Source organism: Flexithrix dorotheae DSM 6795 (assembly GCF_000379765.1).
Lineage (GTDB): Bacteria > Bacteroidota > Bacteroidia > Cytophagales > Flammeovirgaceae > Flexithrix > Flexithrix dorotheae.
Map to the genome: position 1 here is coordinate 126,079 of NZ_KB903430.1, position 21,777 is coordinate 147,855.

General features: G+C 38.3%; 16 protein-coding genes. 4 read left to right on the top strand and 12 right to left on the bottom strand.

Translation table 11 applies throughout. The features are described from left to right. Positions 1 to 136: 136 nt before the first annotated feature. Both A3EM_RS0100535 and A3EM_RS0100540 read right to left on the bottom strand, forming a co-directional pair. On the bottom strand, positions 137 to 667 hold the full coding sequence (locus A3EM_RS0100535; RefSeq protein WP_044237145.1) for an REP-associated tyrosine transposase: 531 nt from the start codon (positions 665 to 667) through the stop codon (positions 137 to 139). A gap of 190 nt (positions 668 to 857) precedes the next feature. Then, positions 858 to 1,658 carry an alpha/beta hydrolase family protein gene (locus tag A3EM_RS0100540; protein ID WP_020526200.1) on the bottom strand — a complete coding sequence of 267 codons (801 nt, stop codon included), beginning with the start codon at positions 1,656 to 1,658 and terminating at the stop codon, positions 858 to 860. A 374-nt stretch (positions 1,659 to 2,032) separates the two neighbouring features. Here A3EM_RS0100540 and A3EM_RS0100545 point away from each other — a divergent pair, with 374 nt between their 5' ends. Next, on the top strand, positions 2,033 to 3,229 hold the full coding sequence (locus A3EM_RS0100545; protein ID WP_020526201.1) for a sialidase family protein: 1,197 nt from the start codon (positions 2,033 to 2,035) through the stop codon (positions 3,227 to 3,229). Here the strand turns inward: A3EM_RS0100545 and A3EM_RS0100550 are convergent. Continuing rightward, positions 3,218 to 5,185: a hypothetical protein gene (locus A3EM_RS0100550; RefSeq protein ID WP_157637690.1), complete on the bottom strand. Its 1,968-nt coding sequence runs from the start codon at positions 5,183 to 5,185 to the stop codon at positions 3,218 to 3,220. The two genes, A3EM_RS0100545 and A3EM_RS0100550, sit on opposite strands and share 12 nt — an antisense overlap. 2 nt (positions 5,186 to 5,187) lie before the next feature. Further along, positions 5,188 to 6,315, bottom strand: a complete 1,128-nt coding sequence (chrA, locus tag A3EM_RS0100555) for a chromate efflux transporter (RefSeq protein WP_020526203.1) — start codon at positions 6,313 to 6,315, stop codon at positions 5,188 to 5,190. A gap of 347 nt (positions 6,316 to 6,662) precedes the next feature. Here chrA and A3EM_RS0100565 point away from each other — a divergent pair, with 347 nt between their 5' ends. Continuing rightward, complete coding sequence (locus tag A3EM_RS0100565) at positions 6,663 to 8,501, top strand: arylsulfatase (protein ID WP_020526205.1); 1,839 nt, start codon at positions 6,663 to 6,665, stop codon at positions 8,499 to 8,501. Between the two features lie 159 nt (positions 8,502 to 8,660). Here the strand turns inward: A3EM_RS0100565 and A3EM_RS0100570 are convergent, their stop codons facing one another. The 8 genes from A3EM_RS0100570 to A3EM_RS0100615 all read right to left on the bottom strand — a co-directional run bounded on the left by A3EM_RS0100570 (position 8,661) and on the right by A3EM_RS0100615 (position 15,958). Continuing rightward, on the bottom strand, positions 8,661 to 9,191 hold the full coding sequence (locus tag A3EM_RS0100570; RefSeq protein ID WP_020526206.1) for a GNAT family N-acetyltransferase: 531 nt from the start codon (positions 9,189 to 9,191) through the stop codon (positions 8,661 to 8,663). A 23-nt stretch (positions 9,192 to 9,214) separates the two neighbouring features. Beyond that, positions 9,215 to 10,861, bottom strand: coding sequence for a hypothetical protein (locus tag A3EM_RS0100575; RefSeq protein WP_020526207.1), 1,647 nt, complete (start codon positions 10,859 to 10,861; stop codon positions 9,215 to 9,217). Positions 10,862 to 11,074: 213 nt separating this feature from the next. Beyond that, positions 11,075 to 12,001, bottom strand: a complete 927-nt coding sequence (locus A3EM_RS0100580; RefSeq protein WP_020526208.1) for a helix-turn-helix domain-containing protein — start codon at positions 11,999 to 12,001, stop codon at positions 11,075 to 11,077. Between the two features lie 74 nt (positions 12,002 to 12,075). After that, positions 12,076 to 12,834, bottom strand: coding sequence for an SDR family NAD(P)-dependent oxidoreductase (locus A3EM_RS0100585; protein ID WP_020526209.1), 759 nt, complete (start codon positions 12,832 to 12,834; stop codon positions 12,076 to 12,078). A gap of 188 nt (positions 12,835 to 13,022) precedes the next feature. After that, on the bottom strand, positions 13,023 to 13,778 hold the full coding sequence (locus A3EM_RS0100590) for an MBL fold metallo-hydrolase (protein ID WP_063745003.1): 756 nt from the start codon (positions 13,776 to 13,778) through the stop codon (positions 13,023 to 13,025). Between the two features lie 132 nt (positions 13,779 to 13,910). Next, on the bottom strand, positions 13,911 to 14,777 hold the full coding sequence (locus tag A3EM_RS0100600; RefSeq protein ID WP_020526212.1) for a helix-turn-helix domain-containing protein: 867 nt from the start codon (positions 14,775 to 14,777) through the stop codon (positions 13,911 to 13,913). A gap of 214 nt (positions 14,778 to 14,991) precedes the next feature. Further along, the gene (locus A3EM_RS0100610) at positions 14,992 to 15,489 is read right to left on the bottom strand and encodes a hypothetical protein (protein WP_020526214.1); all 498 of its coding nucleotides are present in this window, start codon (positions 15,487 to 15,489) and stop codon (positions 14,992 to 14,994) included. Positions 15,490 to 15,598: 109 nt separating this feature from the next. Continuing rightward, on the bottom strand, positions 15,599 to 15,958 hold the full coding sequence (locus tag A3EM_RS0100615) for a hypothetical protein (protein WP_169513317.1): 360 nt from the start codon (positions 15,956 to 15,958) through the stop codon (positions 15,599 to 15,601). Between the two features lie 640 nt (positions 15,959 to 16,598). Here A3EM_RS0100615 and A3EM_RS0100625 point away from each other — a divergent pair. Both A3EM_RS0100625 and A3EM_RS0100630 read left to right on the top strand, forming a co-directional pair. Further along, positions 16,599 to 19,589 carry a SusC/RagA family TonB-linked outer membrane protein gene (locus tag A3EM_RS0100625; protein WP_020526217.1) on the top strand — a complete coding sequence of 997 codons (2,991 nt, stop codon included), beginning with the start codon at positions 16,599 to 16,601 and terminating at the stop codon, positions 19,587 to 19,589. A gap of 32 nt (positions 19,590 to 19,621) precedes the next feature. After that, the gene (locus A3EM_RS0100630) at positions 19,622 to 21,463 is read left to right on the top strand and encodes a RagB/SusD family nutrient uptake outer membrane protein (protein WP_020526218.1); all 1,842 of its coding nucleotides are present in this window, start codon (positions 19,622 to 19,624) and stop codon (positions 21,461 to 21,463) included. Positions 21,464 to 21,777: the final 314 nt, after the last annotated feature.

The window sequence follows — 21,777 nt, forward strand, 5'->3', positions numbered from 1 at the left end:
ATTTCAAATCCTATGATCAAAGTTCGACATTGCAAATGTCGAACAGCTTTCTGCTGCTTTTGTAAGGTAGTAATATTTTAATTAGCTCTTCGGAATTTGCAAATCCGAAGCCTATCGCAGGATTTGTAATCCAGTCTCAATCAAAACTACTTAATTCGAGTCTTCCTTTTCGAATACCATAAAAATCTCCAGCGCTACTTAAAAGATACTCTTCCTCTTTTTCCACTATTCCCGCTCTCACTGGGTTCATATGAATATATTCTACTTTAGTTAATAAAAAGTTTTTACTGACCACTTCTTCCCCATGATAACCCTCCTGCCAAAACCATATCCTGTCCTGATATTTTAAAACCCTCACAAGCCATTTTTTCCGGCTTTCCTGGGGATTGCTTTCAATTGCCTTAAAAATTTTTTTTGAGGTGAATTTTTTAAAATCTCTGATGATATCACTTAGATTTTTATTTTTTGCTCTGACAATCAGATGACAATGATTACTCATAATAACCCATGCATAAATTTCTAGGCCTTTATCCTTTTGACAAAACCTCAAACTTTCTAAAAGCAAGGCAACATAGTCTGACCTTGTAAAAACATCTACCCACTGATGAACCGTAAAGATAACAAAATGCATTGCCCCCTGATCTCTAATCACATAAGAATGTCCCATTTCTGAAAATTTAAAAGTGGATTTCAAATCCTATGATCAAAGTTCGACATTGCAAATGTCGAACAGCTTTCTGTTGCTTTTGTAAGATAGTAATATTTTTAATTTGCTCTTCGGAATTTGCAATTCCGAAGCCCTATCGCAGGATTTGTAATCCAGTCTCACTTTGAAAAAGTAACCTTAAAAAGCCCTACTAATGCCCACCTTCACAACTTTTCAAAATAAAATCAACAATAGGTTGAGGATTTTTCAGACTGTGTGGATGGTGGCCTACTCCCTTTTTTATAATCTCCTGATACGATCCTCCGGCTTTTTCAAACTTTGCCTTAATTAGCGCAGAGTTTTCGGTATAGGGCACTACTTTATCTGCATCTCCGCAAACATGAAGCACAGGAATACCTGCTTCAATCACAGCTTCACAGGTATAAATGGGAATTCCCCTGAAATCCTTCACAGATTCCTCATCCAGGCCATAAGCTTTTAAACAAGTTGCCCAGGCCTGACTGTTTCCTTCTCCTTTAAATAATCCCCCCGGCCAGCTTTTGATATCACAAACCGGTGCATCCGCATAAATGCAAAATACTTTTTCCGTATTTTCCGCTGCCCAATTGTATACAATCAAACCTCCCCGACTCAGCCCTTCCAAAACCACTTTATTATGGAGTTTATACTTTTTTACACAAAATTTATAAAACTCATTCCATAGCTCTACAGCTTCCTGATTCCCAAACATATCGGCCACATCCACATAAACTACATGAAAACCCTGTTCCAGCAATGCCTGATCTACCTGAGGTTCATGACCCCAAAACCTTGCCCGCCAAATCCATAATCCTTCCTTATTTTTCTCTTTTGGAAAAACAATTTTAGCTTCATGCCCCTTAAAAGTGAATTCCTTTACTTTGAAATCGGGGAATATTTTATCCTGACCGAAAACAGGAATATTAATCATAAACAGGAACAAAATCAGCGTGGCTTTTAGATGAATTTTCATAAATCAGACATTTTTCCAAAATAAACCTCAAAACGCTATTCGGCTTTACTGAAGTTCAAAAAAAAATGAATATAAGTCAGGGAATTGAGTAATGCAAAAGGTTAGTAAAGCATTCTTGTTTCCCAACACCCATGGCTTTTAATATGCTACCGGAGATTTTCTCAATGTAATTAATGAAGATTGTCCCAGCAGGGTCTCTTCACGGAGAAGACCCTGCTAAGAAAAGAATTTTTAAAGAGAACATTGCGAATTGCTGATGTCTCCCTATTTTGTAAGGATAGTCTCTGCATGTCGTACCAGTTGGTTAAATCCATCTACATCATTTTTGGAATTGTGGTTTTCCAAATAGAAATTTAAAGAAAAACTAACTCCAGATGACCGCAATACCATTCAGATTTTCATTTCAAATCCTTGCCATTTTAGGAATAATTCCATTTTTTATTTCCTGCACTAAAAATGAGCAACATGCTTTAGCGGAAACTTCTTCCATAGAAAAATCAGTCCTTTGGGAGAAAGGTAAAGGCAACTATAATAACTATAGAATTCCCTCTATCATCGTCACAAAAAAAGGAACTGTATTGGCATTTTGCGAAGGAAGAGAAGCCGGAGATTCGGGAGATATTGATATTCTGATGAAAAGCTCCAAAGACAATGGAAAAACCTGGAGTGAATCAAAAGTAGTTTGGGGAGATGCACAAAATTCCTGTGGAAATCCCTGTCCTGTGGTAGATCAGGAAACTGGCAGAATCCTGCTGGTGGTAACCTGGAATAACGGTAAGGATGATGAAGGCGAGATTATAAATAAGACTTCTTCTGCTCCAAGGAAGCCCTATTTACTTTATTCGGATGATGATGGTGAAAACTGGTCTGCACCTGTGGATATTTCAGCAACTACCAGGGAGGATTCCTGGGGCTGGTATGCCACCGGACCTGGAGTGGGTATTCAGATTAAAGACGGGAAATATAAAGGTCGTTTGGTTATCCCGGCCAATCATAGTTATGATGACCCGGAAGGAAACCTTCGGGGAGGTCCTTATGCTTATGGAGCGCATGTCCTTTATTCAGATGACCATGGAAAGAATTGGACCAAAAGTGCATCAATCCAACCGGGCTGTAATGAAAGCCAGGTTACAGCGCTTTCAGATGGCACTTTGCTCATGAATATGCGATCATACAATGATCAATATTCCAGGGCCATTAGCACCAGTACAGATGGAGGTGAAACCTGGTCAGCTATCCAACACGACTACCAACTGGTAGAGTCAAAAGTTCAGGCCAGTATTTTGGAATATGGTGATTTTGAAGGTAGAAACCTGCATCTGTTTGTAAATCCGGCTGTTCCAAAAGGCAGAACTCATCTTACCTTAAAAGCAAGTTTTGATGATTGCAAGACCTGGACTAACAGTAAATTGGTGTATGCGGGTCCATCCGCCTATTCCTGCCTTACCCGCCTTCCCAACGGAAATGTGGGACTCTTCCTGGAACATGGGGAAAAAAGCCCGTATGAATACATGACTTTTATATCATTTGACCCTAAAGAAATATTTTCTACCGGAGCATTAATGGATTAAATCATTGGTATTCTCAGCAGAATATTCCCTTTTCATTTCCTCAAAATTAAGTAGCAGGGATGCTCCATTATGATGAAACTCAAGGGTTTTATCCTTTCGTTTGGCTTTAATATAAGGAGAATCATACCTAATATAGTTGGTATTCACTTTTTTACCATTAACAAAAAACTCATCTCCAAAACTCAATTTATAATTAGTATCTTCAAAAGTATATGTCAGCTGAAGGTCCTTCGATTCGAACCCGACTTCATTTTCCATCACCTTTAAACAAAATTTTTCGAATGATGTATCCTCCTCTGCTGATCCGGCTACGGTAATCCAAAAAGATTGCTGACCCTGTTGTATTAAATCATCCGTTTTACTGTCTTTAAAGTGAAGTTCATTTGCTCCAATGAATGCACAATAAGTATCTCCTTTTTTGCCCATTGCATAGTTTTTTGTAACCACCACCGAATCGAATAATTCTGTGGGGAAATAAGCATGGGTATAATGGAGTAAATCCAATTCCATTAAACTTTTCTCCTTGGGTAGATTATAAATTGCCAGACTAACCCGTTTATCCTGGGCTACATGGGGAAAATGTCCATATCCCACCCAATAGCTGGGAGATTTACTCGGATGATCCTCCTCCACTGCAGGATGTGTATGAAATATGCTAAAGGAATTCCCCACATTCATGCCGGCCACATGTTGCTGATCGGCATAGGTCCCCGGATGATGGTTTTGCACGGAATAGAGGGAATAATTTTTTGTCCTGTAGGTGTAGACATTTCCCTTCTGAATAGCCACCCCATTCGATTGTGGATTAATCAATTTTACAATAAGAGGTTCCAGTCCAAACCATCTTAAAAGGGTAAAATCCATCATGGTAAAATCTTTGAGAAAATCATTGGAAAACATCCTGTTTTCACGGATGAAATATAAAGAATTTTTCACAACCTCAGGATTGGAAAAGGCTTCCATCCCCCACTGCATCATCATACTTCGGTTGTCAGTCCCATAATATCCAGCTTCCTTCAATTCTGAGATATCCAAACCATTACATTGCCTGATTTCCACCTCATTGGTATCTCTGGCAATTTCTGCAATTACCCTGGGAAGCTGGTATTTTTTGGTAGTCATCATGCCATACATCAATTGAGGTTTTATTTCCTTACCACTTCCCCAATAATAATCGGTAATCCCTCCAAATGTGGCCTCTTTTCCTCCCTGGCGATTATGCTTATAGGCTCTTCCACTGGCAGAAATAAACATGGTGTTGGTATTTTGGGCAGCCACATCATACATCAGCAAATCCATAATGATCCTGGTTTTCTCCACAATTTCTTCATCTTGGGCAAAATCAATCAGGTTAATCATTCCCCCAATATCTTCCTTATAATAAACACTGGAATAATATTCCGTAAAACCATAATTCCAGCGCATTTCCAACCAGTCCAGAATCCTGGTACGGGCCTTTTCCTGATGTTGTTTTCCGGTAAGCCCGCTGTTTCTAAATACTGAATCCGGATACAACTGTCCGGTGAGATACTCTGCCGAAGCAAATAAAATCTGGTGATTTTCACTCCAATAACACATGGAATTTTCTCCCGGCTCATCCCACCAATACCTGAACCCAAAAAGTGTATGCTCAATTTTAACCCTGGTTTCAGAGGGAATCCTGTCTCCGAATTCATACAAAATTCTCAATAGGTTGACATATCGAAAATCTGCTGTATCATATTGTTTATCGATAAACTCCAGCGTGTTATCCAGCCGGCTCCAATCTATAGTTTTCACATTGTTAACCAGATCATAATAAATGGCATCCTGCTCAAGCTTTAGTTTTACTTCCGGTAGTCTTGGAGGAATTTTATAATTGGATATTCTTATAAAATCAATGATCAGCGTGATCACGATCAAAGAAATGGCCAAAAGAAACAACCCTTTCAAACTAAAATAATTTCTTTTATTCATTTTCATACTTCAACCAATAAAAGTAAATATCCTAATAACGCTCCGCCCAGAATAACCCAAAATGTACTGATTTTTGGAAATCGAAAGGCCAAAACGATACTAGTAACCATAAGTAAAATGGCTTGCCATTCTGTGCCAACTTCATAGCCTAATTTCAGAGTAACAGCAATCATAATTCCCACTGCACTGGCATTTACGGCATCCAGAAACTTAGATAAATAAACAGACCGCCTTAATAGGGGAATCAACTTTACTAATAAAGCTACCAAAAAGAAAGAGGGCAAAAACATGCCCAGGGAAGCCCACAAGGCACCAGAAAGACCTCCCAACTGGTAACCCACAAAAGTTGAAGTAGTCAGGACAGGACCGGGAGTAAATTGCCCCATGGCAATGGCATCTAATAATTCCTGCTTGGTGAGCCAGCCTAATTTCTCTACCAATTCCGCATCGATGTAGGCCACTAACACATAACCACTGCCAAAAAGAAGTAAAGCTATTTTTAAAAATGAAAGGAAAATGGACGTGTTGCTCACCGAGACGGCCAATGGCTTGAACAACAACAATAATGGGGCAAAAACCCCTGCCTTTTTGGGCTTACTACCTGCACTTAGCCAAAGCATCCCTAAAATACCTCCACTTATAATTAATAGGAATTCATCTAAACCATAAAGGGAAAGTGCCAAAATGAGAAACCCCAAAATGGCTAATTGCCAGTTTTTGAAAGCCTTTTTCCCCAATTTATATGTAGCATTCAATATTATTCCAATCACTGCGGGTTTAATGCCATAAAAAAATGGGGCAATGGCGGGAATTTCGCCATACTCCACATAGACTATCGCTAAAATTAAAGTGAATATAACAGCAGGAATGATAAAGGACATTCCCCCCACAATGAGCCCCAGCCATCCTGCACGCACATGACCACAGTGCATAGTCATTTGAGTAGAGTTCGGACCGGGGACTAAATTGGTAGCGCCCACCATATCCAGAAAATGCTGGTGGGTCATCCACTTTCGCTTATTCACCAATTCCTCCTCCATCATGGCAATATGTGCTGCCGGGCCTCCAAAAGCGATACAACCCAGTTTAATAAAAACAAAAAATACTTCTTTGATTTTCTTTAAATCCATTTAATCACCCAAAAGTTTTTAACTTCAATAGCATTTGCTAATTTTCAAGTCCTTAAGATAAAATTATCTGGATTATTTCCATTGTCTTATCGATTCTTTTTAAAAGAAGTGGTCTAAAGTTAAACCTTTCGGCTAGGAATGGTCGATTTTGCCCCGTGCTTTGAGTAGCGACTGCCCGGACAATTTTTCCTTCAATAATCTTCATTATTTGTTGGTGTGACCAATCCGAGTCAAAATTGTATTGCCTGAATCAAAATCTACTCATTCTCACCTGAAAATCCCTTACTTTTGACAACTTCAAAAAGAATAATTTTAACCTGGCAAGATCTAAAAAAGATGCTTTTCTAATGAATTTAAATTTTACAAACAATTTCATAATCCTGCTTTTCCTATTAATTAATGTGGGTTGTAGTCAGAATAACTCCAAAAGTTCAGCGAAAAAGCCTAACGTGATTATCATTCTTACAGACGATCAGGGCTATGGCGATCTTGCTATCAATGGTAATCCCTGGATCAAAACCCCTGCGATGGACAGGTTGCTGCAATCTGGAATTAACTTCCAAAATTTTCATGTGGACCCTACCTGCTCCCCTACCCGGGCGGCTTTAATGACGGGCCGGTATTCCGCCAGAGTTGGGGTTTGGATGACTTATATGGGCAGGCATCATCTGAATAGTGCAGAAATTACCATGGCGGATGTTTTCCGGCAAAATGGCTATAAAACAGGCATAATTGGCAAGTGGCATTTGGGTGATAATTATCCTTTTCGCCCTTCAGACAGAGGTTTTGATGAATCACTTATTCACGGTTCTGGTGTAATTGGTGAAACTCCTGATATTTGGGAAAATGATTATTATGACGATACTTATTTCAGGAATAATCAACCCGAAAAATTCAAAGGATATTGTACAGATATCTGGTTTGATGAAGCCAAAAAGTTCATTACGAAAAGCAAAGACAAACCATTCTTTCTTTACCTCCCCCTAAATTCTCCACATGGCCCATTGAATGTCCCCATTAAATATGTACGGCCCTATTTAAACAATCCCGAAATTCCTGAAGACAGGGCATGGTTTTATGGTATGATTGCCAATATTGATGAAAACCTGGAATCATTTCAAAATTTCCTAATCAACCAGGGCCTTGAAGAAAACACCATCCTCATTTTTATGACTGATAATGGTACAGCCAGCGGGTTTATCGAAAACTCAAACTCGGGCTTTAATGCAGGAATGCGAGGAAGAAAAGGTTCTCCATATGAGGGTGGACACCGGGTCCCCTTTGTAATGAAGTGGCCCAGAGGAGGTTGGAATGCATACAAAGAAATCAATAACTTAACTGCTCATATTGATATTTTGCCCACTCTAATTGATGTATTGGATCTAAATACAGAAAAAGCAATACAGTTTGATGGCAGGAGCCTGTTGCCATTAATCAAAAATCCAAAAAACCCTGATTGGCAGGATCGCTCAATTGGTGTACATAATCAAATTTCTTTTGGTGAAAAACTGGAACACGATCGACCGGTAAAATATAAAAAATATGCCGTGATGACAGAGCAATGGCGATTGGTAAATGGAAATGAACTTTATGAAATAAAAAAAGATATTGGGCAAAATCAGAATGTAATTTACCAATATCCCGAGATTGCTGCAAAAATGAATAAAAGTTATGAAGACTGGTGGGCAAGTATCTCTGAAAAATTTGATGAATACAACAGCACCATCATCGGTTCTCCCAAACAGGAAAAAGTAACCTTAAACTGTCAGTTTTGGCATGGAGATGATGTCCCTTACAACCAGGAGCATATCAGAAATGGCATGATGGCAAACGGTTTTTGGGATATTGATGTCGTAAAAGCAGGGAAATATAAATTTGTTTTGCGCAGGTGGCCCAGAGAACTGGATATACCTATGCAGGAAATAGTACCAAACATTGACCGTGATACTTCCCGAATTTATAATGGCTTTAAACTTTACAACTTAAAAAGTAACCCTTTAAAGATTACAAAAGCGGGATTAAAAGTTGGTGATTTTGAAAGATCAATAGCTATAGCTGAAGGACAAAAAGAGGTGGCATTTGAAGTCAGTCTGAAAGAAGGAAAGCAATTTGTAGAAACGCAATTCATCCTTGAAAACGGAGATTCACTGGGTGCATATTACGTGTATATTGAACCTTTGGAATAAGGCAACTACTCCAGGATTTCAAATCACAAATGAAGTATATATAACGCCTTATTGGGGTTAGTCAGTCAGCTATAGGATACAGAGGAGGTTTTTAACTTTAATAATTAATCCCTGAAGGACTTCATATAATTCTGAAGCAAAGACTTAATGCTTGTCGGACTAATCATAAAATTCCTGAGGATACTCCACAATTCCATTGACATTTCCCAAAGCATTTTCAACCAGTTCTATAGACATACAATTTGCTTTAGGGACATCAAAAGGTAAATCAATTCCAAATTCATCAGCTCTTTTATAACCAAATCGGGGATAATAGTCCTGATGTCCGAGGAGAATTACAGATTGAAAACCCAACTTTTTGGCCGCCTCATGTGCATGGGAGATTAACTTTCCTCCTATTCCCCTATTTTGGAATTCGGGTAAAACACTTACCGGAGCCAAAGCCAGAGAATCGAATTTCCCCCGGGTATTTTTAATTTTTATCTTAGTGAGCAAAATATGCCCAACGATCTGGTTATTGAAAGTGGCTACTATTGACAATTCCGGTATAAATGCCTTTGACTTCCTTAATCTTTCCACAAGATACTGCTCCTGATGATCACTAATTTTTTCATGGCTGAATGCTTTTTCTATCAACCTGAAAACAGCAGAATGATCCTCCGGGTTTTCCTGCCTTAAGAAGACTTCCATAGTATGTCAGCTTTTTTGTACGCTCATTTTTTAACCTTTACTTCCTTAAACATAAAGGAGTTATCACTGATTCTCAAGCCCTTACCACTGGCCGTTGTCACATTTTTAAGGATTACTTCTTTGGTTTTAACATAGGGATACTTCTCCTGATAAGTATCATCAGTCATTTCTGAATTGAAATCTCTAAAAATAGCAGGACCCTGATAATCCTCAGGATGGTTGGAATCCTGAATTTGCAAATTTTCAATGATGATTTTTTCCGGCATATAACAAGTATAGCCAAAATCATGTTGCCCGGAATATGATCCGCTTATCAGGGCTGCACTGGTAGAATTTCCATTTTCAGGCACGAAAATGCAATTACGAATAATAAATTCCCCCTGCCAAGTACTGCCATAATCGGAACGCAAATTGACAAGACTCCTTCCCCGGATGGTTGAATTTTCTACGATTAGGGTACCACTGCCAATGGCATTAATTCCCATGTGGCCCAGCGTAGAATTCCGGATGGTGGCATTAGCCACACCTTTATGGGCATCGAAGCGGGAAAAGCTACAATTATCATAAAGAAGATTCTTGCTATAATTAGAACCAAGGATACCCCAATAAGTCCGGTCATTGATGTCATTAGTCTGACTACAATTCACAAAAGATACATTAAGGGCACGGTTTACCGATAAATCATAAGTGCCCATGGAAACAGGCTTCCCGGCTCTGCCTATTGTACGATAAGTTTTATGACCGGTAAGGATGGTATTTTTTACCGTTACATAAGCGCAGTCACCAATATTGAGAAAACCGCTATAAGGTGCACCGGAATCTCCTTCCCCTTTTATCCTGTGCTCCAGCCCTTCCACAATCACATTTGAACGTCTGATCTGTATGTTCCGGCTATAATAATTATATTTGGATTCATCCTGATTGGCAATGGTGGTAAATCGGCCACCAGTGATGGTCAAAGTATTTTCCTCAATGGGGAGGGCAGAAATTTTCGTGATCTGGTCAAAATCCCAGATAATCGGGGAATTCATATCTACCTGGCCATTTTTATCCACCACAAAAATATCTGTTTGCATCGAACCATTGTTCTGATTAAGTCCAAACCGGATATAGTGCTTTTTATGTGCATTGGTCACTGTAATCAGGCAGGGACCTGGCAAAGAAACTTCAATTTTTTCCTGATTTTTTTTAAGTGTACTGATCAATTCAATTTTAAACGGCTCCATTCCGGAACTGACCATAAACACCGGGGCTTTATTGTTTTCCACCTGAGTATCATCAATAATGAAGGCTGCTGTTCCAAAATCGGTATCAGTCCCGATTACTGCGATTCTTTCCTTTTCCCCAATATAATAAGTTGCGCCTTTATCCGCTTTTACCTGAAGTTCGTGTTGATTGGCAAAAGCATGTGTAGCAGCAATTGCGTTTATATCATCTGTTTTGCCATCGCCTTTGGCGCCAAAATCACTATAACTAACCTTTCCAGCAGATTTAAGCTTTTTGGCTTTTTTAGGGGAAACATTTACATATAACACCCCATTTTCACCGACACTGACCTGGGTTTTATTCTTTTCGGAGGTGATCACTACATTTTCCGAAGGCTTTTTGGTTTGTCCCTGCACCATCATTGCACAGGCTAATAATAAGATTGTAAAAGGTAAAAATTTCATTGTAAGCTAATTTTAAAAATATCAATTCAATTAAGTTTATTGATGGCATGTTTACAAATCTTTTTTACCTCAAACAGGCTATTTTCAGGTTTAAACAATTAAAATTATTCAACAGGCTAGAAAGTCTTCTGGTTTGTCTGTTAAGCAGATTAAAACCATTGACTCCATAAAATCGGCCTGGCCTGCAGGGAAATCCGAATTTAAATTTATCCTTTAATTAAATGATTTTCGAAATTCCAGAGGAGACATTTCAGTTTTGTTTTTAAAAAGTTTATTAAAGGAAGTGGGATGCTCAAACCCCAAATTATAAGCAATCTCACTGATGGAAAGTTGAGTAACAGATAATTGTTCTTTGGCTTTATCAATCAATTTATGGTGAATGAGTTGCTGGGTATTCATGCCGGTTAAAGACTTTAGCATACTGCTTAAATAATTTGAAGAAAGATTTAGCTCATTTGCCACTTGCTCCACAGTTGGCAAACCGAGTCCCATCAGGTTATCCCGATTAAAATAATCTGACAATAAAACTTCCACCCGTTCCAAAAGCTGATGATTTGATTTTTTACGGGTAATGAATTGCCGTTCATAAAAGCGCTCGGCATAATTCAACAATAACTCCAGTTGGGATAATATAATTTTCTGACTGAACTTATCGATATTGCCCTGGTATTCACGCTCTATATTTTTCAGGATATCCACCATCAAAAGCTCTTCTTTTTCTGATAAAAACAAGGCTTCGTGAATGGAATAACTAAAAAATTCATAGGATTTAATGGTTTTTGCTAAGGGAGTATTCCATAAAAAATCCGGATGAATAAAAAGCAACCAACCCGTAGGCTTTAATGCGGTATCCGCACCTACGTTTGGATTGCTTCCAATACTCATCACCTGATTGGGGGAAATAAAAGTCATCAAGCCTTCATCAAAATCATAGGACTGCTGGCCATAAAAAAATTTATAGGGGACATTTCGTTTTAAACCAATGGAATAGTAATCCTGCACCAACTTCCACCCTTTTATGTCTTCCGGGTACCGCACTTTGCTGTAATCTACCAAACTAACCAAAGGATGTGCAGGTGCAGGAAGATTTGCGAAATTGTGGTAATCGCTAATTTTGGAGAAACGATTTAAATTTGCCATACGATAAAGATATGAACGGAATAATAGTTTTTCCCTTTAATTCTATTTTCAGGTTTTAAACAATCAATAATTTCCTATAAAAGCATTCCACCAGAGGCTTCAATGCGTTGTCCATTGATCCAACCAGCCTTACCAGAACACAAGAAAGCAACCACTCCTCCAATGTCTTCCGGTTCGCCCACTCTGCCCAATGCGGTAAGATTGGAAATAATTGTCCTTTTTTCTTCATTGTCCCGGTTGGTACCTCCACCAAAATCTGTGGCAATGGCTCCCGGAGCAAGTACATTAGCGGTAATTTTTCTTGCACTCAGTTCTTTTGCCAGGTAGCGGGTGAAGACTTCAATTCCTCCTTTCATCATGGCATAAGCAGATGCACCAGGAAAACTAAAACGGGTCAGCCCACTTGAAATATTAATAATTTTCCCACCATCATTCAGGTATGGTAATGCCGCCTGAGTTAAGAAATATACACTTTTTAAATGGACATTTACCATTTCATCAAAATCTGATGCTGTAGTATCTTTAAAAGGTTTATACAATCCAGTTCCAGCATTGTTAATTAAAAAATCAAAGTAGGAATTTCCATTTTTTCCTTGTAGGAAAGAGGAGATTTCTTCCATTAATGCTTTTCCTGACATTGGATTGTTGGCATCATACTGAAACGCTGTAGCTCCTGATCCCAAATTTTCAATTTCAGTAATGACCTCTTTTGCCTTAACTTCATTGCTGTGGTAGGTAAATAAAATATGTACCCCATCATTGGCAAGGTTTAAAGCCATTTCTCTTCCTAAACCTCTACTTCCTCCAGTTATAAGTGCGATCTTGTTTTTCATTATGTTTTATTGTTTTAAAATGACATTACAAATGTAGAGCATATTACATCCTGAAACTTTTCCAAATCATTGTTAAACCTGTCCTTTTCCTCTTTTTACGGGGGCGGGTAAAATAAGCTTCCCAAAAACTGTAAAATCCGGTGTGGCTGTTCACCCCACCGGATTTCAGTACTTCATAACTAGTAATTTTATAAAGTTAGTGATTCTCCATCTTTCGGAATGAATATTTCAAGGTTTTCACGGTTGAAAGCAGCTTTCAATGATTCTCTTGTAACTTTACAATGGTCCAAGGATTCTATGTGTACAGAAATAATTTGGGCATTTGGCGCTTTTTTGGCGACTTTAATGGTCTCCTTCTCATCCATTAGTATTCTGTCCTTACCCATAAATATGGCTCCTCCTGAATTGGTAATGATAATTTCAGGGTTAAACTTTTCAATATTAGCTTCTATTTCATCATCCCAAATACAATCCCCAACAATATATATGGTCGGATAGTCGGTAGCTTTCAAAACAAAGCCAGATACTTCACCTAATTGTGGTAAAATTTCGGCAGGCCCATGCTTTCCGCTTGTCCTCACGATGTTGATGTCATAAAAACTGGCTGTATCGGAAATACTTTCTACCTGGGTAAAATTTGCGTTTTTTACCAGTTCATTGTCAGCGGGTTGCGTGTAAAAAGGTAAATCTTTATCCAATACTTCCATCGCTTTTTGATCAAAATGATCCGGATGAGAGTGAGTCAGTAAAACAGCATCTATATCCTGGGTTATTTTTTCAATAGAAAAAGGCAGGTCTTTAGTAGGATTTAAATTTTGATTTGGCACCACAAAAGACATAAAGCTGTTTTTGGGAGACAGCATTGGGTCTACCAAAATAGTTTTTCCTGCATACGAAAGTTTTAAGGTTGCATTCCTGATTAATTGAATTTCTACTTGTTTCATCTTTTTTTGTTTTTTGCCCATTGCTTAATTTGGAAAAGCAATGAATGGTTATAACAAATACTTTTTTTGTGTTTTTTTGATGAAGCAAAGTTTAAATGATTGTAAGAAAAATCTGCTACCAAACTTTGGTTGTTAGTTACCATTTTGATAATCGGTTCTAAAATCATGAGGAGTTATCCCTTCCTTTTTTTTAAAAAGCCGGGTCAGGTGTTGAGGCTCTGAAAAATGAAATTCGTTGGCTATTTCAGCAATGGTATTTGTTGAATAAATGAGCTTCATTTTTATTTCAAACAAAAGGCGGGATTTAATAAAATCGGTAGCGGTTACATTAAATTGTTGTTTTACTTTTTTGTTTAAGGTAACCCGGCTTACCTCCATCAATTCTAAATACTCTTCAATGCGGTGTTTTGTGTAGATGTGCGTCTCTACCAGTTTTCTGAACTGATAGGCAATGTTGTCTAAGGAAATATTTGTCTCAATATTATTCTTTTTTGCATAATCCCGATTTAATTGAATAAGAATATAATACAGTATGGAACGGATGAGGTGGACACTATCATTTTGAGGCTTTGCAAGCTCCTGTTTAATTTCTGTCAGTTTTGCGAAATAAGCATCTATTTCCTGGTCATAAACATTAAAAGAAAGAGGCCATTCGGTCTGATAAAAATAGAGCAGACGATAGGTAAAATATTTGTCAGAGAAAAATTCATTTAAAAAATCTTCCTGGAAAACCAAAATGTGAGCTTCTATTTGGCTTTTTTCAATAAACCACTGGTGCTTTTGGTTTTGTGATATAAATATGATGGAATTGTCCCTTAGCTTTAATTTTTTGTTGTTTAACAGAAGATGTCCCTGGGCTTTTTTGAGAAAAACAATTTGAAAGAAATCTGTGGATTGCAATTGGCCTGATAAAGTATCCTCATACTTTTCATCTATTTGAATAATATTCAGGAGAAAATCTACTCCGCATATCGTTTTATTAAACTTTATATATTTCATTCAAATAATGTGTTAGTGACACACCACCGCATAGCTTGAAATACTCTGCCTACCTGTAAATTTGATATTAGCGCTATAAAAATAGTGCTTTGAACCTGAGGTTTTCAAACGTAAAAGTAGGAAAAGTGGGAAAACCTAAAAAAATTCCAGCTACCAATTATGAAATAAACAATATGAAAAAGCCCTATGGTTTTACCCACAGGGCTTATTAGAATTATTGCATTTGCTTCAGCTGATCGTTAATCAATTTCGACCATTTTTCCACCGATTGAAGCTCTCCAAAAAGTTGTGGACTCAACTCTGCATTGAAAAACTCTAACTTAACCTCTGGTTTGTCCCTGACTTTGGGAATAAAACACAATTCAAGTCTGTCGATCACTTTCTGATCTCCCTCTTTGCGCTTAATGGTTCTGTTTGTATTAATGACCTTACAACTTTGAATTTCACCAAGGTCAATGGAGTGTGCTACCTCCTGTCCCTTTATCTGTCGGTAAAAAAACACAAAGTTTTTAGGTTCATCCATTCCTATGGCAAAGTTATCTGAAATCTCGTGCCTGTTTATCTGGCAATCATTTTGGGAAGTAATTTTTAAAAGTGATTGCAAAAACTTTTTTTCCCTTTTTTTTCTACTTCTGCTCATCATTATAAACGGAAAAGCGCATATAATAATAGCGATAGCCCCAATAATGGTGCTTCCTAAATCCATATCCATTTTTAAGTCTTTTTGTTAAATTAATCAATAGTTTAATGGCTATGTGCAATACAAAGCCCTGGTTTTCAAGTCATTTCACTTGAAAATTGCATAAATGCTTAAAAATGGATTACCAAAAATAGTGGAAGGGATAAATGATGTCTGTTTTCCGATGTTGAATCAGAAAATTGATTGAAAAATTAAAGTACTGCGCTAACTCCGCTTCAAATAATTGTTCAATGGTTTTGGTTACTGACCAAAGTTTATTGAAAGGATTTTTGAAGACCGGAAGGGAAAAATGACTGGAGCTAACCCTGCTTTCTAATTGCGAAGTTGGGCAATAAAGATTGTTAGAAACAGCAGCAAGATATTGTGCATGCTTAGTGGTCAGTTGATCTCCAGCATCAGTACTTACAGGCAAATTAGTAACAGAGCTTACTGCATAGCAGTAAATTGCAGTTACAAGGGTAATACCTAAAATCCTGATCATATCTTTCATAATGCAAAGTAACATTAAAATAAGCACCAGTGCTATTATTTCTGAGAAAAAGTAATCTTTCTATCAGTCTTTTATGGCAAAATAATACACGATTAATATTGAATTACTACTTAAATTGATTAAAAAAAATTTGGATCTTAGAAAAACAAATCAAAAAGGAAATTTTGTAATGCTATTGTTTTTTCCTTGCAAATATTTGAATACTCTCATCAGTTCATTTTTTTCATCAGTAGGGAAACAATCGGCTGAACGGGAATTTATAAATAAAACATCACCATTATGCATAATTCCTGAGTGGAGCCAAACACCATTAACAACATACACCACACTACTTTTTAAAATGTTTATGCTCATTTTTTGGGCCACCAGGCCGGCTAGTTCTCGATATTCTGGGGGAGAAATTGAAGTATCATGGCCAGTAATTTCCGGGAAATGTTTAGGAAACCAACACAAAAACTCCTTTGAATTCAAGCCCAAATGGCGATTTTAAGCCTGTTTTTACATGAAAATATGGAATGTCCATGTTTTTGGATAAAAAATCCATCACTATATGAGCCGATTATTTTTATTTCGAAGGTGATAACCCGCAAATAAGGTTCGGGATAATTTTAAACTATTAATTTTTGTAAATATGAAAAGACGTAAACTCTTATTGATTGTCTTATTCTTTATAGGCTACGCAAATGCTGCCTGGTCCCAGACCAAAGTCTCCGGGGTAGTAACAGACGAAGGGCAGGAGACCTTACCCGGTGTAAACATCCTTGTTCAAGGAACCTCAATTGGTACAGTTACAGATATTGATGGAAAATTTACTCTTGAAGTACCAGATCAAAATACTGTATTAGTATTTAGTTCTATAGGTTACCTTTCTCAGGAAGTTCCAGTATCAAATAAATCCTTCTTTAATATATCACTGGCTCTTGACGTCACCTCACTAGAGGAGGTTGTTGTGATTGGTTATGGAGAGGTTGAAAAGAAGGATGCCACAGGTGCCATAGGTTCTGTTGAATCCAAGGATATTGTGCGGGCAAATCCGGTTCAGGCTGCCAAGGCGATTCAGGGTCAGGCTGCCGGTGTAATTGTAACCAAACAAAGTAGCCGTCCAGGAGCCGGATATAATATTAATATTCGGGGCCTGAGTTCAATTAATTACAGCAACGAACCATTGGTCGTAATTGATGGGGTAATGGGAGGAGATTTAAATGCACTCAACCCGTCTGATATCGAATCTATGGATATTCTGAAAGATGCTTCGTCTACCGCAATTTACGGTTCAAGAGGAGCAAATGGGGTAATTATTATCACTACCAAAAGAGGTGGTAAAGGCAAGCCGGTTGTGAGCTACGATGGTTATGTGGGGGTCAAAACACCTGCCCACCTTCCAGACATGATGAATGCGCAACAATTTTACAAAGCCAGTGTGACAGATCGTGAACTCAATGGCTATCCTCAGGGACGTACTTTCACTTCAACTGAGCTTGACATGGTTGAGTCTGGAAAGAGTACCGATTGGCTTGATGAAATTTCCGGATCAGCCTTACAAACAAACCATTCCTTATCAGTGGGTGGAGGAAGCGACAACACCAACTACCATTTTTCAGGAGGATATTTGAATGAAGGAGGTGCTTTGGATAATACAAAATTCAAGCGATACAACATCAAGGGAAGTTTGGATAGTAAGTTAACTAAGTTCCTAAATGTTGGTTTTACGGCTAATTATAGTGTTGCAAAAAAAGAATTGGGTTCCAATGAAGCATTGAGAAGTGCTTACCGTGCACGTCCGACTGGTGTCGCCATGTATGATGATGTCCTTAACCCGGATGAAAACCAGGATTTCTCCTGGAATGGCTATGCTGCCTGGATGGGCATCAATGATAAGCAGGTATTAAATCCCCTTATCGAAAAAGATGCTAATAATTTTCAGGATGAAACAAGGACTGATAATTTCTTTGGTAATGCTTATATAGAATTGGTTCCTGTACAAGGGTTGTCGATCCGATCTTCCTTTTCTACAAATATCAACAATTCCAGATGGGGTCAGTTCAGGGGAACAATGACCAAGGATCGAAAAACTACCCTATTGCCTAGGGCATTTCGCCAAACAGATGATAAATCCAATTATACACTGGATAATATAATCACCTATAAAAAGAAGAGTGGTGATCATGATTTCACCATTACGGGTGTACAAAGTTCCTTCCAGGAACGAATAGAAGAAATGGATAGCTATGTAGATGAGCTACCATATAGTTCTCTTTGGTATGCCTTTGGAACAGGAAGACCAGTTCAATTAGATACCAAGCTGGAGGAAAGATCTTTACTTTCCTATATGGGCCGTTTCATCTATGGTTTTAAAGATAAATACCTGCTGACGCTTACCGGCCGGTGGGATGGTGCTTCCCAGCTTAGTGAAGGTAATAAATGGGATTTTTTCCCTTCAGTTGCCCTTGCATGGAGGTTGGGAGACGAGGATTTTATCCAGAGTGTAGATGCTATTTCTAACATGAAACTTCGGGTGAGTTATGGTTTCGTTGGAAATAGTGCGGTAGATCCTTACAGCACCCAGGCAAGACTGCTTAAAACACCCTATGATTTTGATGGTTCACCTGCTTTTGGTTTTGCTCCGGAAAATCTGGCCGATAAATCTCTGGGCTGGGAAAAAAGTAAGGAATTGAATATCGGTATTGACATGGGATTCATCAATGACAGGATTACCACTACTTTGGAGGTTTATAATCGAAAAACAGTTGATTTGATCTATCAGGAACAAATCCCGACATCTTCAGGCTTTAGCAGTGTAACCACAAACATTGGTGAGGTAGCCAATAGAGGTATTGAGTTATCACTTAATACGGTTAATATCGCCAAAGACAGATTCACCTGGACTACAAATATCAACTTTGCCAAAAATGTTAACGAGGTACTCTCTATTGGTAGTGATGGAATACAGGCAGATATTGCCACAGGTCTTTTTGTAGGTCATCCCTTAGAAGCGCACTATGACTATGAATTTGACGGGATTTGGCAATTAGCTGAAGAATCAGAGGCTGCTGAATATGGTCAGGTACCAGGTTCGGTAAAGGTAGTCGATCAAAATGATGATGGCATTATTTCTAAAAATGATGGTATGGATGACAGGAAAATCCTTGGTTCAGAACAGCCAAATTGGACGATGGGTATGACCAATAAGTTCACTTATGGAAATTTCGACCTTTCTTTTCTGATGTATACCAGCCAGGGGACTATGTTTAAAAACAGCATGTTAAGTGGAACTATGGGTGAAATTGGCGGTGGAAGATATAATGTATTAAACCTGAATTACTGGACAGTAAACAATCCTACCAATGATTACTTCGGACCAGGCGTTCCAAACCCTCACAGGTCAGCCATCCAATATCAGGATGCAAGTTTTGTAAGAATTTCTGATATTACTTTTGGCTATACTTTGCCAAGAACCGCAATGGATAAATACGGTTTTAGCAGATTCAGGATGTACGCCCAGGTTATCAATCCATTTGTTTTCTACGATTTTGATGGGATGGATCCGGAATTTAATTCCAGTACTTACAATGATGGTATACCCACCGCAACCTATTTATTAGGCTTAAATGTATCATTCTAATCGTTTTATTTCGGACAGTAAAAGTTAAAAATATGAAATTATTGAATAAACAATATATTATAGCACTGGTCCTTATGGCTTTTTTAGGCACCGGTTGTGAGGATTTTTTGGAGGAAAACTCAGTTTCTTACCAGACTACAGATAATTATTATGTTACAGAGCAGGGATTCGAAGATCTTGTTCGCTCAAACTACACCAAGCTTAGGGAAATACACAAAGAGCGTGATCTGGTTTTGATGGGGACTGATATATTTACCAGTACTGCCTGGGACGAAGCGGCAAATGGAAACCAGGGTGGTGTATTAAACGTGTATGATATCCGCTTTACCTCTAATGTAGAAGCAACAACTAAGCTTTGGGATTTGCTATACAAGCAAATTTCCAGGACAAATACTGCAATCTCCAGACAGGAAGGAGTTCAGGGAATGGATCCGAATATTCTTGCCATCAGAGTGGCAGAAGCTAAGTTTCTCAGAGCATATGCTTATTTCTATGCAGTACAACAATGGGGTGATATTCCTATGCCTTTAGAGGAAACTACTACTGCCAGTAGGGAAGTTAACAAAGTACCTGCTGCACAGGTTTATGACCAAATTATCCAGGACCTGGAAGAGGCAGAATCGATTCTACCTGCTAAAGGAAATACCGAGTATGGCAGAGCCACAAAAGGTGCCGCACAGTTCCTGTTGGCAAGAGTTCACCTGACAAGGGGCTGGAATTTCAACAATTCCCTCGGTGGAACAGCTGAAGATTTTGACAAGGCCGTTAAATATGCCGATATGATTATAGCGGATTATCCACTAGAGTCGGAATACCGCAATTTATTCCCGCTTCATGCTGAGAACCCTCTGGAAGAAACTTTCCCAGCCCAAAATGATAAAAATGATGAAATAGTATTTGCCGTTCAGTTCAGCGATAATATATTGACAAATGGCAGTGATGATGATGAACCTAGCGAATATGCCATAGGAAATGATTACCATTCGATTTTCGGTGGTGGTGCTGAAGATATTCCAGGTTCTTTGGGAAGAACAAGTGACTATAACCGCCATGGAGGGAAAGGGAACTATATCGTAACCCCTGCTACTTACAGGTTGTTTGATCCGGATATTGATACAAGGTACCATCACAATTTTGTAGAAGCGATGTATGCATTGACAGATGTTGATGGTTTTGTTCCGGATTTTGATGACCCTTCTACCACCATCAATATTGCAAAAGGTGATACAGTACTGTATTTCCCACCATGGAATAATCCAGCCAGTGACGAAGATAAAGGCATGGATGTAGGAGGAAGTAAGCCCTACGCAGTTCTAAACCTAGATGAAATTGGTATAAATGCCATCTCACCCTATCACACCAACGATAAAACTCCACTAATGTGGAAGTTCTGGGAACCAGGCATCCCCTACGATGATGCTCAGGGAACCTTTGATCTAGCTCTATTCCGCTCTGCCGAAGCATATTTAATCGCTGCGGAAGCAATTTTGAAAGGAGCTTCAAATGGTAATTTGGGGAACGCAGAAGTTTATTATAATGCCATAGTTGACCGGGCACTTGGTGTCAATGCTGGTGCCAACCCATTGTGTGCGGAAGAACCAGCTAACCTTTCTTCCATGAGTACGGTATCTTACAGGGCAAATGGAAACCTGGATATTGATATGATATTGGATGAGCGGGCAAGGGAATTGATGGGTGAATACAGCCGTTGGTTTGATTTGAAAAGAACAGAGAAACTGATCGAACGAACTACCTTAATGAATCCATGGACAGCAGCATTGGGTCAGATGGAGGAGATGCACTATCTACGACCAATTCCCCAGAAAGAGGTTGATAGATCAATTCCTGCAATTTCTCAAAATGTTGGATATTAATAGATTAATAATGTAGGTATAACTAAATAAAAAAAGGAAGGGAATTATTCCCTTCCTTTTTATTCACCTGGAGGATGTGCGATTGTTTTTTAGTTTAATTCATCTGGTTTTTTAAATCGATACTAAAAGGTTGATTATATGATCATTAAAAATTCCAACCTGGATTATAAAAGAGGTTTCGTGAACAAAGCTTAAAGCAAAATAAACCAAAAAGTTTTCCTTATATAGCGTAGTACGTATATGGCAAAAAAGACAATAAAACAAGTAATTAGTTCGAAGAGGAATATATATTCAGCAGAAAGTATGGCATGCAT

What these genes read in the sequence shown, in the direction of transcription:
- A3EM_RS0100625 (WP_020526217.1), top strand. Translation starts at nt 16,599, where the DNA reads ATGAAAAGACGTAAACTCTTATTGATTGTCTTATTCTTTATAGGCTAC.
- A3EM_RS0100615 (WP_169513317.1), bottom strand. Translation starts at nt 15,958, where the DNA reads ATGATCAGGATTTTAGGTATTACCCTTGTAACTGCAATTTACTGCTAT.
- A3EM_RS0100565 (WP_020526205.1), top strand. Translation starts at nt 6,663, where the DNA reads ATGAATTTAAATTTTACAAACAATTTCATAATCCTGCTTTTCCTATTA.
- A3EM_RS0100575 (WP_020526207.1), bottom strand. Translation starts at nt 10,861, where the DNA reads ATGAAATTTTTACCTTTTACAATCTTATTATTAGCCTGTGCAATGATG.
- A3EM_RS0100630 (WP_020526218.1), top strand. Translation starts at nt 19,622, where the DNA reads ATGAAATTATTGAATAAACAATATATTATAGCACTGGTCCTTATGGCT.
- A3EM_RS0100610 (WP_020526214.1), bottom strand. Translation starts at nt 15,489, where the DNA reads ATGGATATGGATTTAGGAAGCACCATTATTGGGGCTATCGCTATTATT.
- A3EM_RS0100545 (WP_020526201.1), top strand. Translation starts at nt 2,033, where the DNA reads ATGACCGCAATACCATTCAGATTTTCATTTCAAATCCTTGCCATTTTA.
- A3EM_RS0100570 (WP_020526206.1), bottom strand. Translation starts at nt 9,191, where the DNA reads ATGGAAGTCTTCTTAAGGCAGGAAAACCCGGAGGATCATTCTGCTGTT.
- chrA (WP_020526203.1), bottom strand. Translation starts at nt 6,315, where the DNA reads ATGGATTTAAAGAAAATCAAAGAAGTATTTTTTGTTTTTATTAAACTG.
- A3EM_RS0100600 (WP_020526212.1), bottom strand. Translation starts at nt 14,777, where the DNA reads ATGAAATATATAAAGTTTAATAAAACGATATGCGGAGTAGATTTTCTC.
- A3EM_RS0100585 (WP_020526209.1), bottom strand. Translation starts at nt 12,834, where the DNA reads ATGAAAAACAAGATCGCACTTATAACTGGAGGAAGTAGAGGTTTAGGA.
- A3EM_RS0100580 (WP_020526208.1), bottom strand. Translation starts at nt 12,001, where the DNA reads ATGGCAAATTTAAATCGTTTCTCCAAAATTAGCGATTACCACAATTTC.
- A3EM_RS0100550 (WP_157637690.1), bottom strand. Translation starts at nt 5,185, where the DNA reads ATGAATAAAAGAAATTATTTTAGTTTGAAAGGGTTGTTTCTTTTGGCC.
- A3EM_RS0100535 (WP_044237145.1), bottom strand. Translation starts at nt 667, where the DNA reads ATGGGACATTCTTATGTGATTAGAGATCAGGGGGCAATGCATTTTGTT.
- A3EM_RS0100540 (WP_020526200.1), bottom strand. Translation starts at nt 1,658, where the DNA reads ATGAAAATTCATCTAAAAGCCACGCTGATTTTGTTCCTGTTTATGATT.
- A3EM_RS0100590 (WP_063745003.1), bottom strand. Translation starts at nt 13,778, where the DNA reads ATGAAACAAGTAGAAATTCAATTAATCAGGAATGCAACCTTAAAACTT.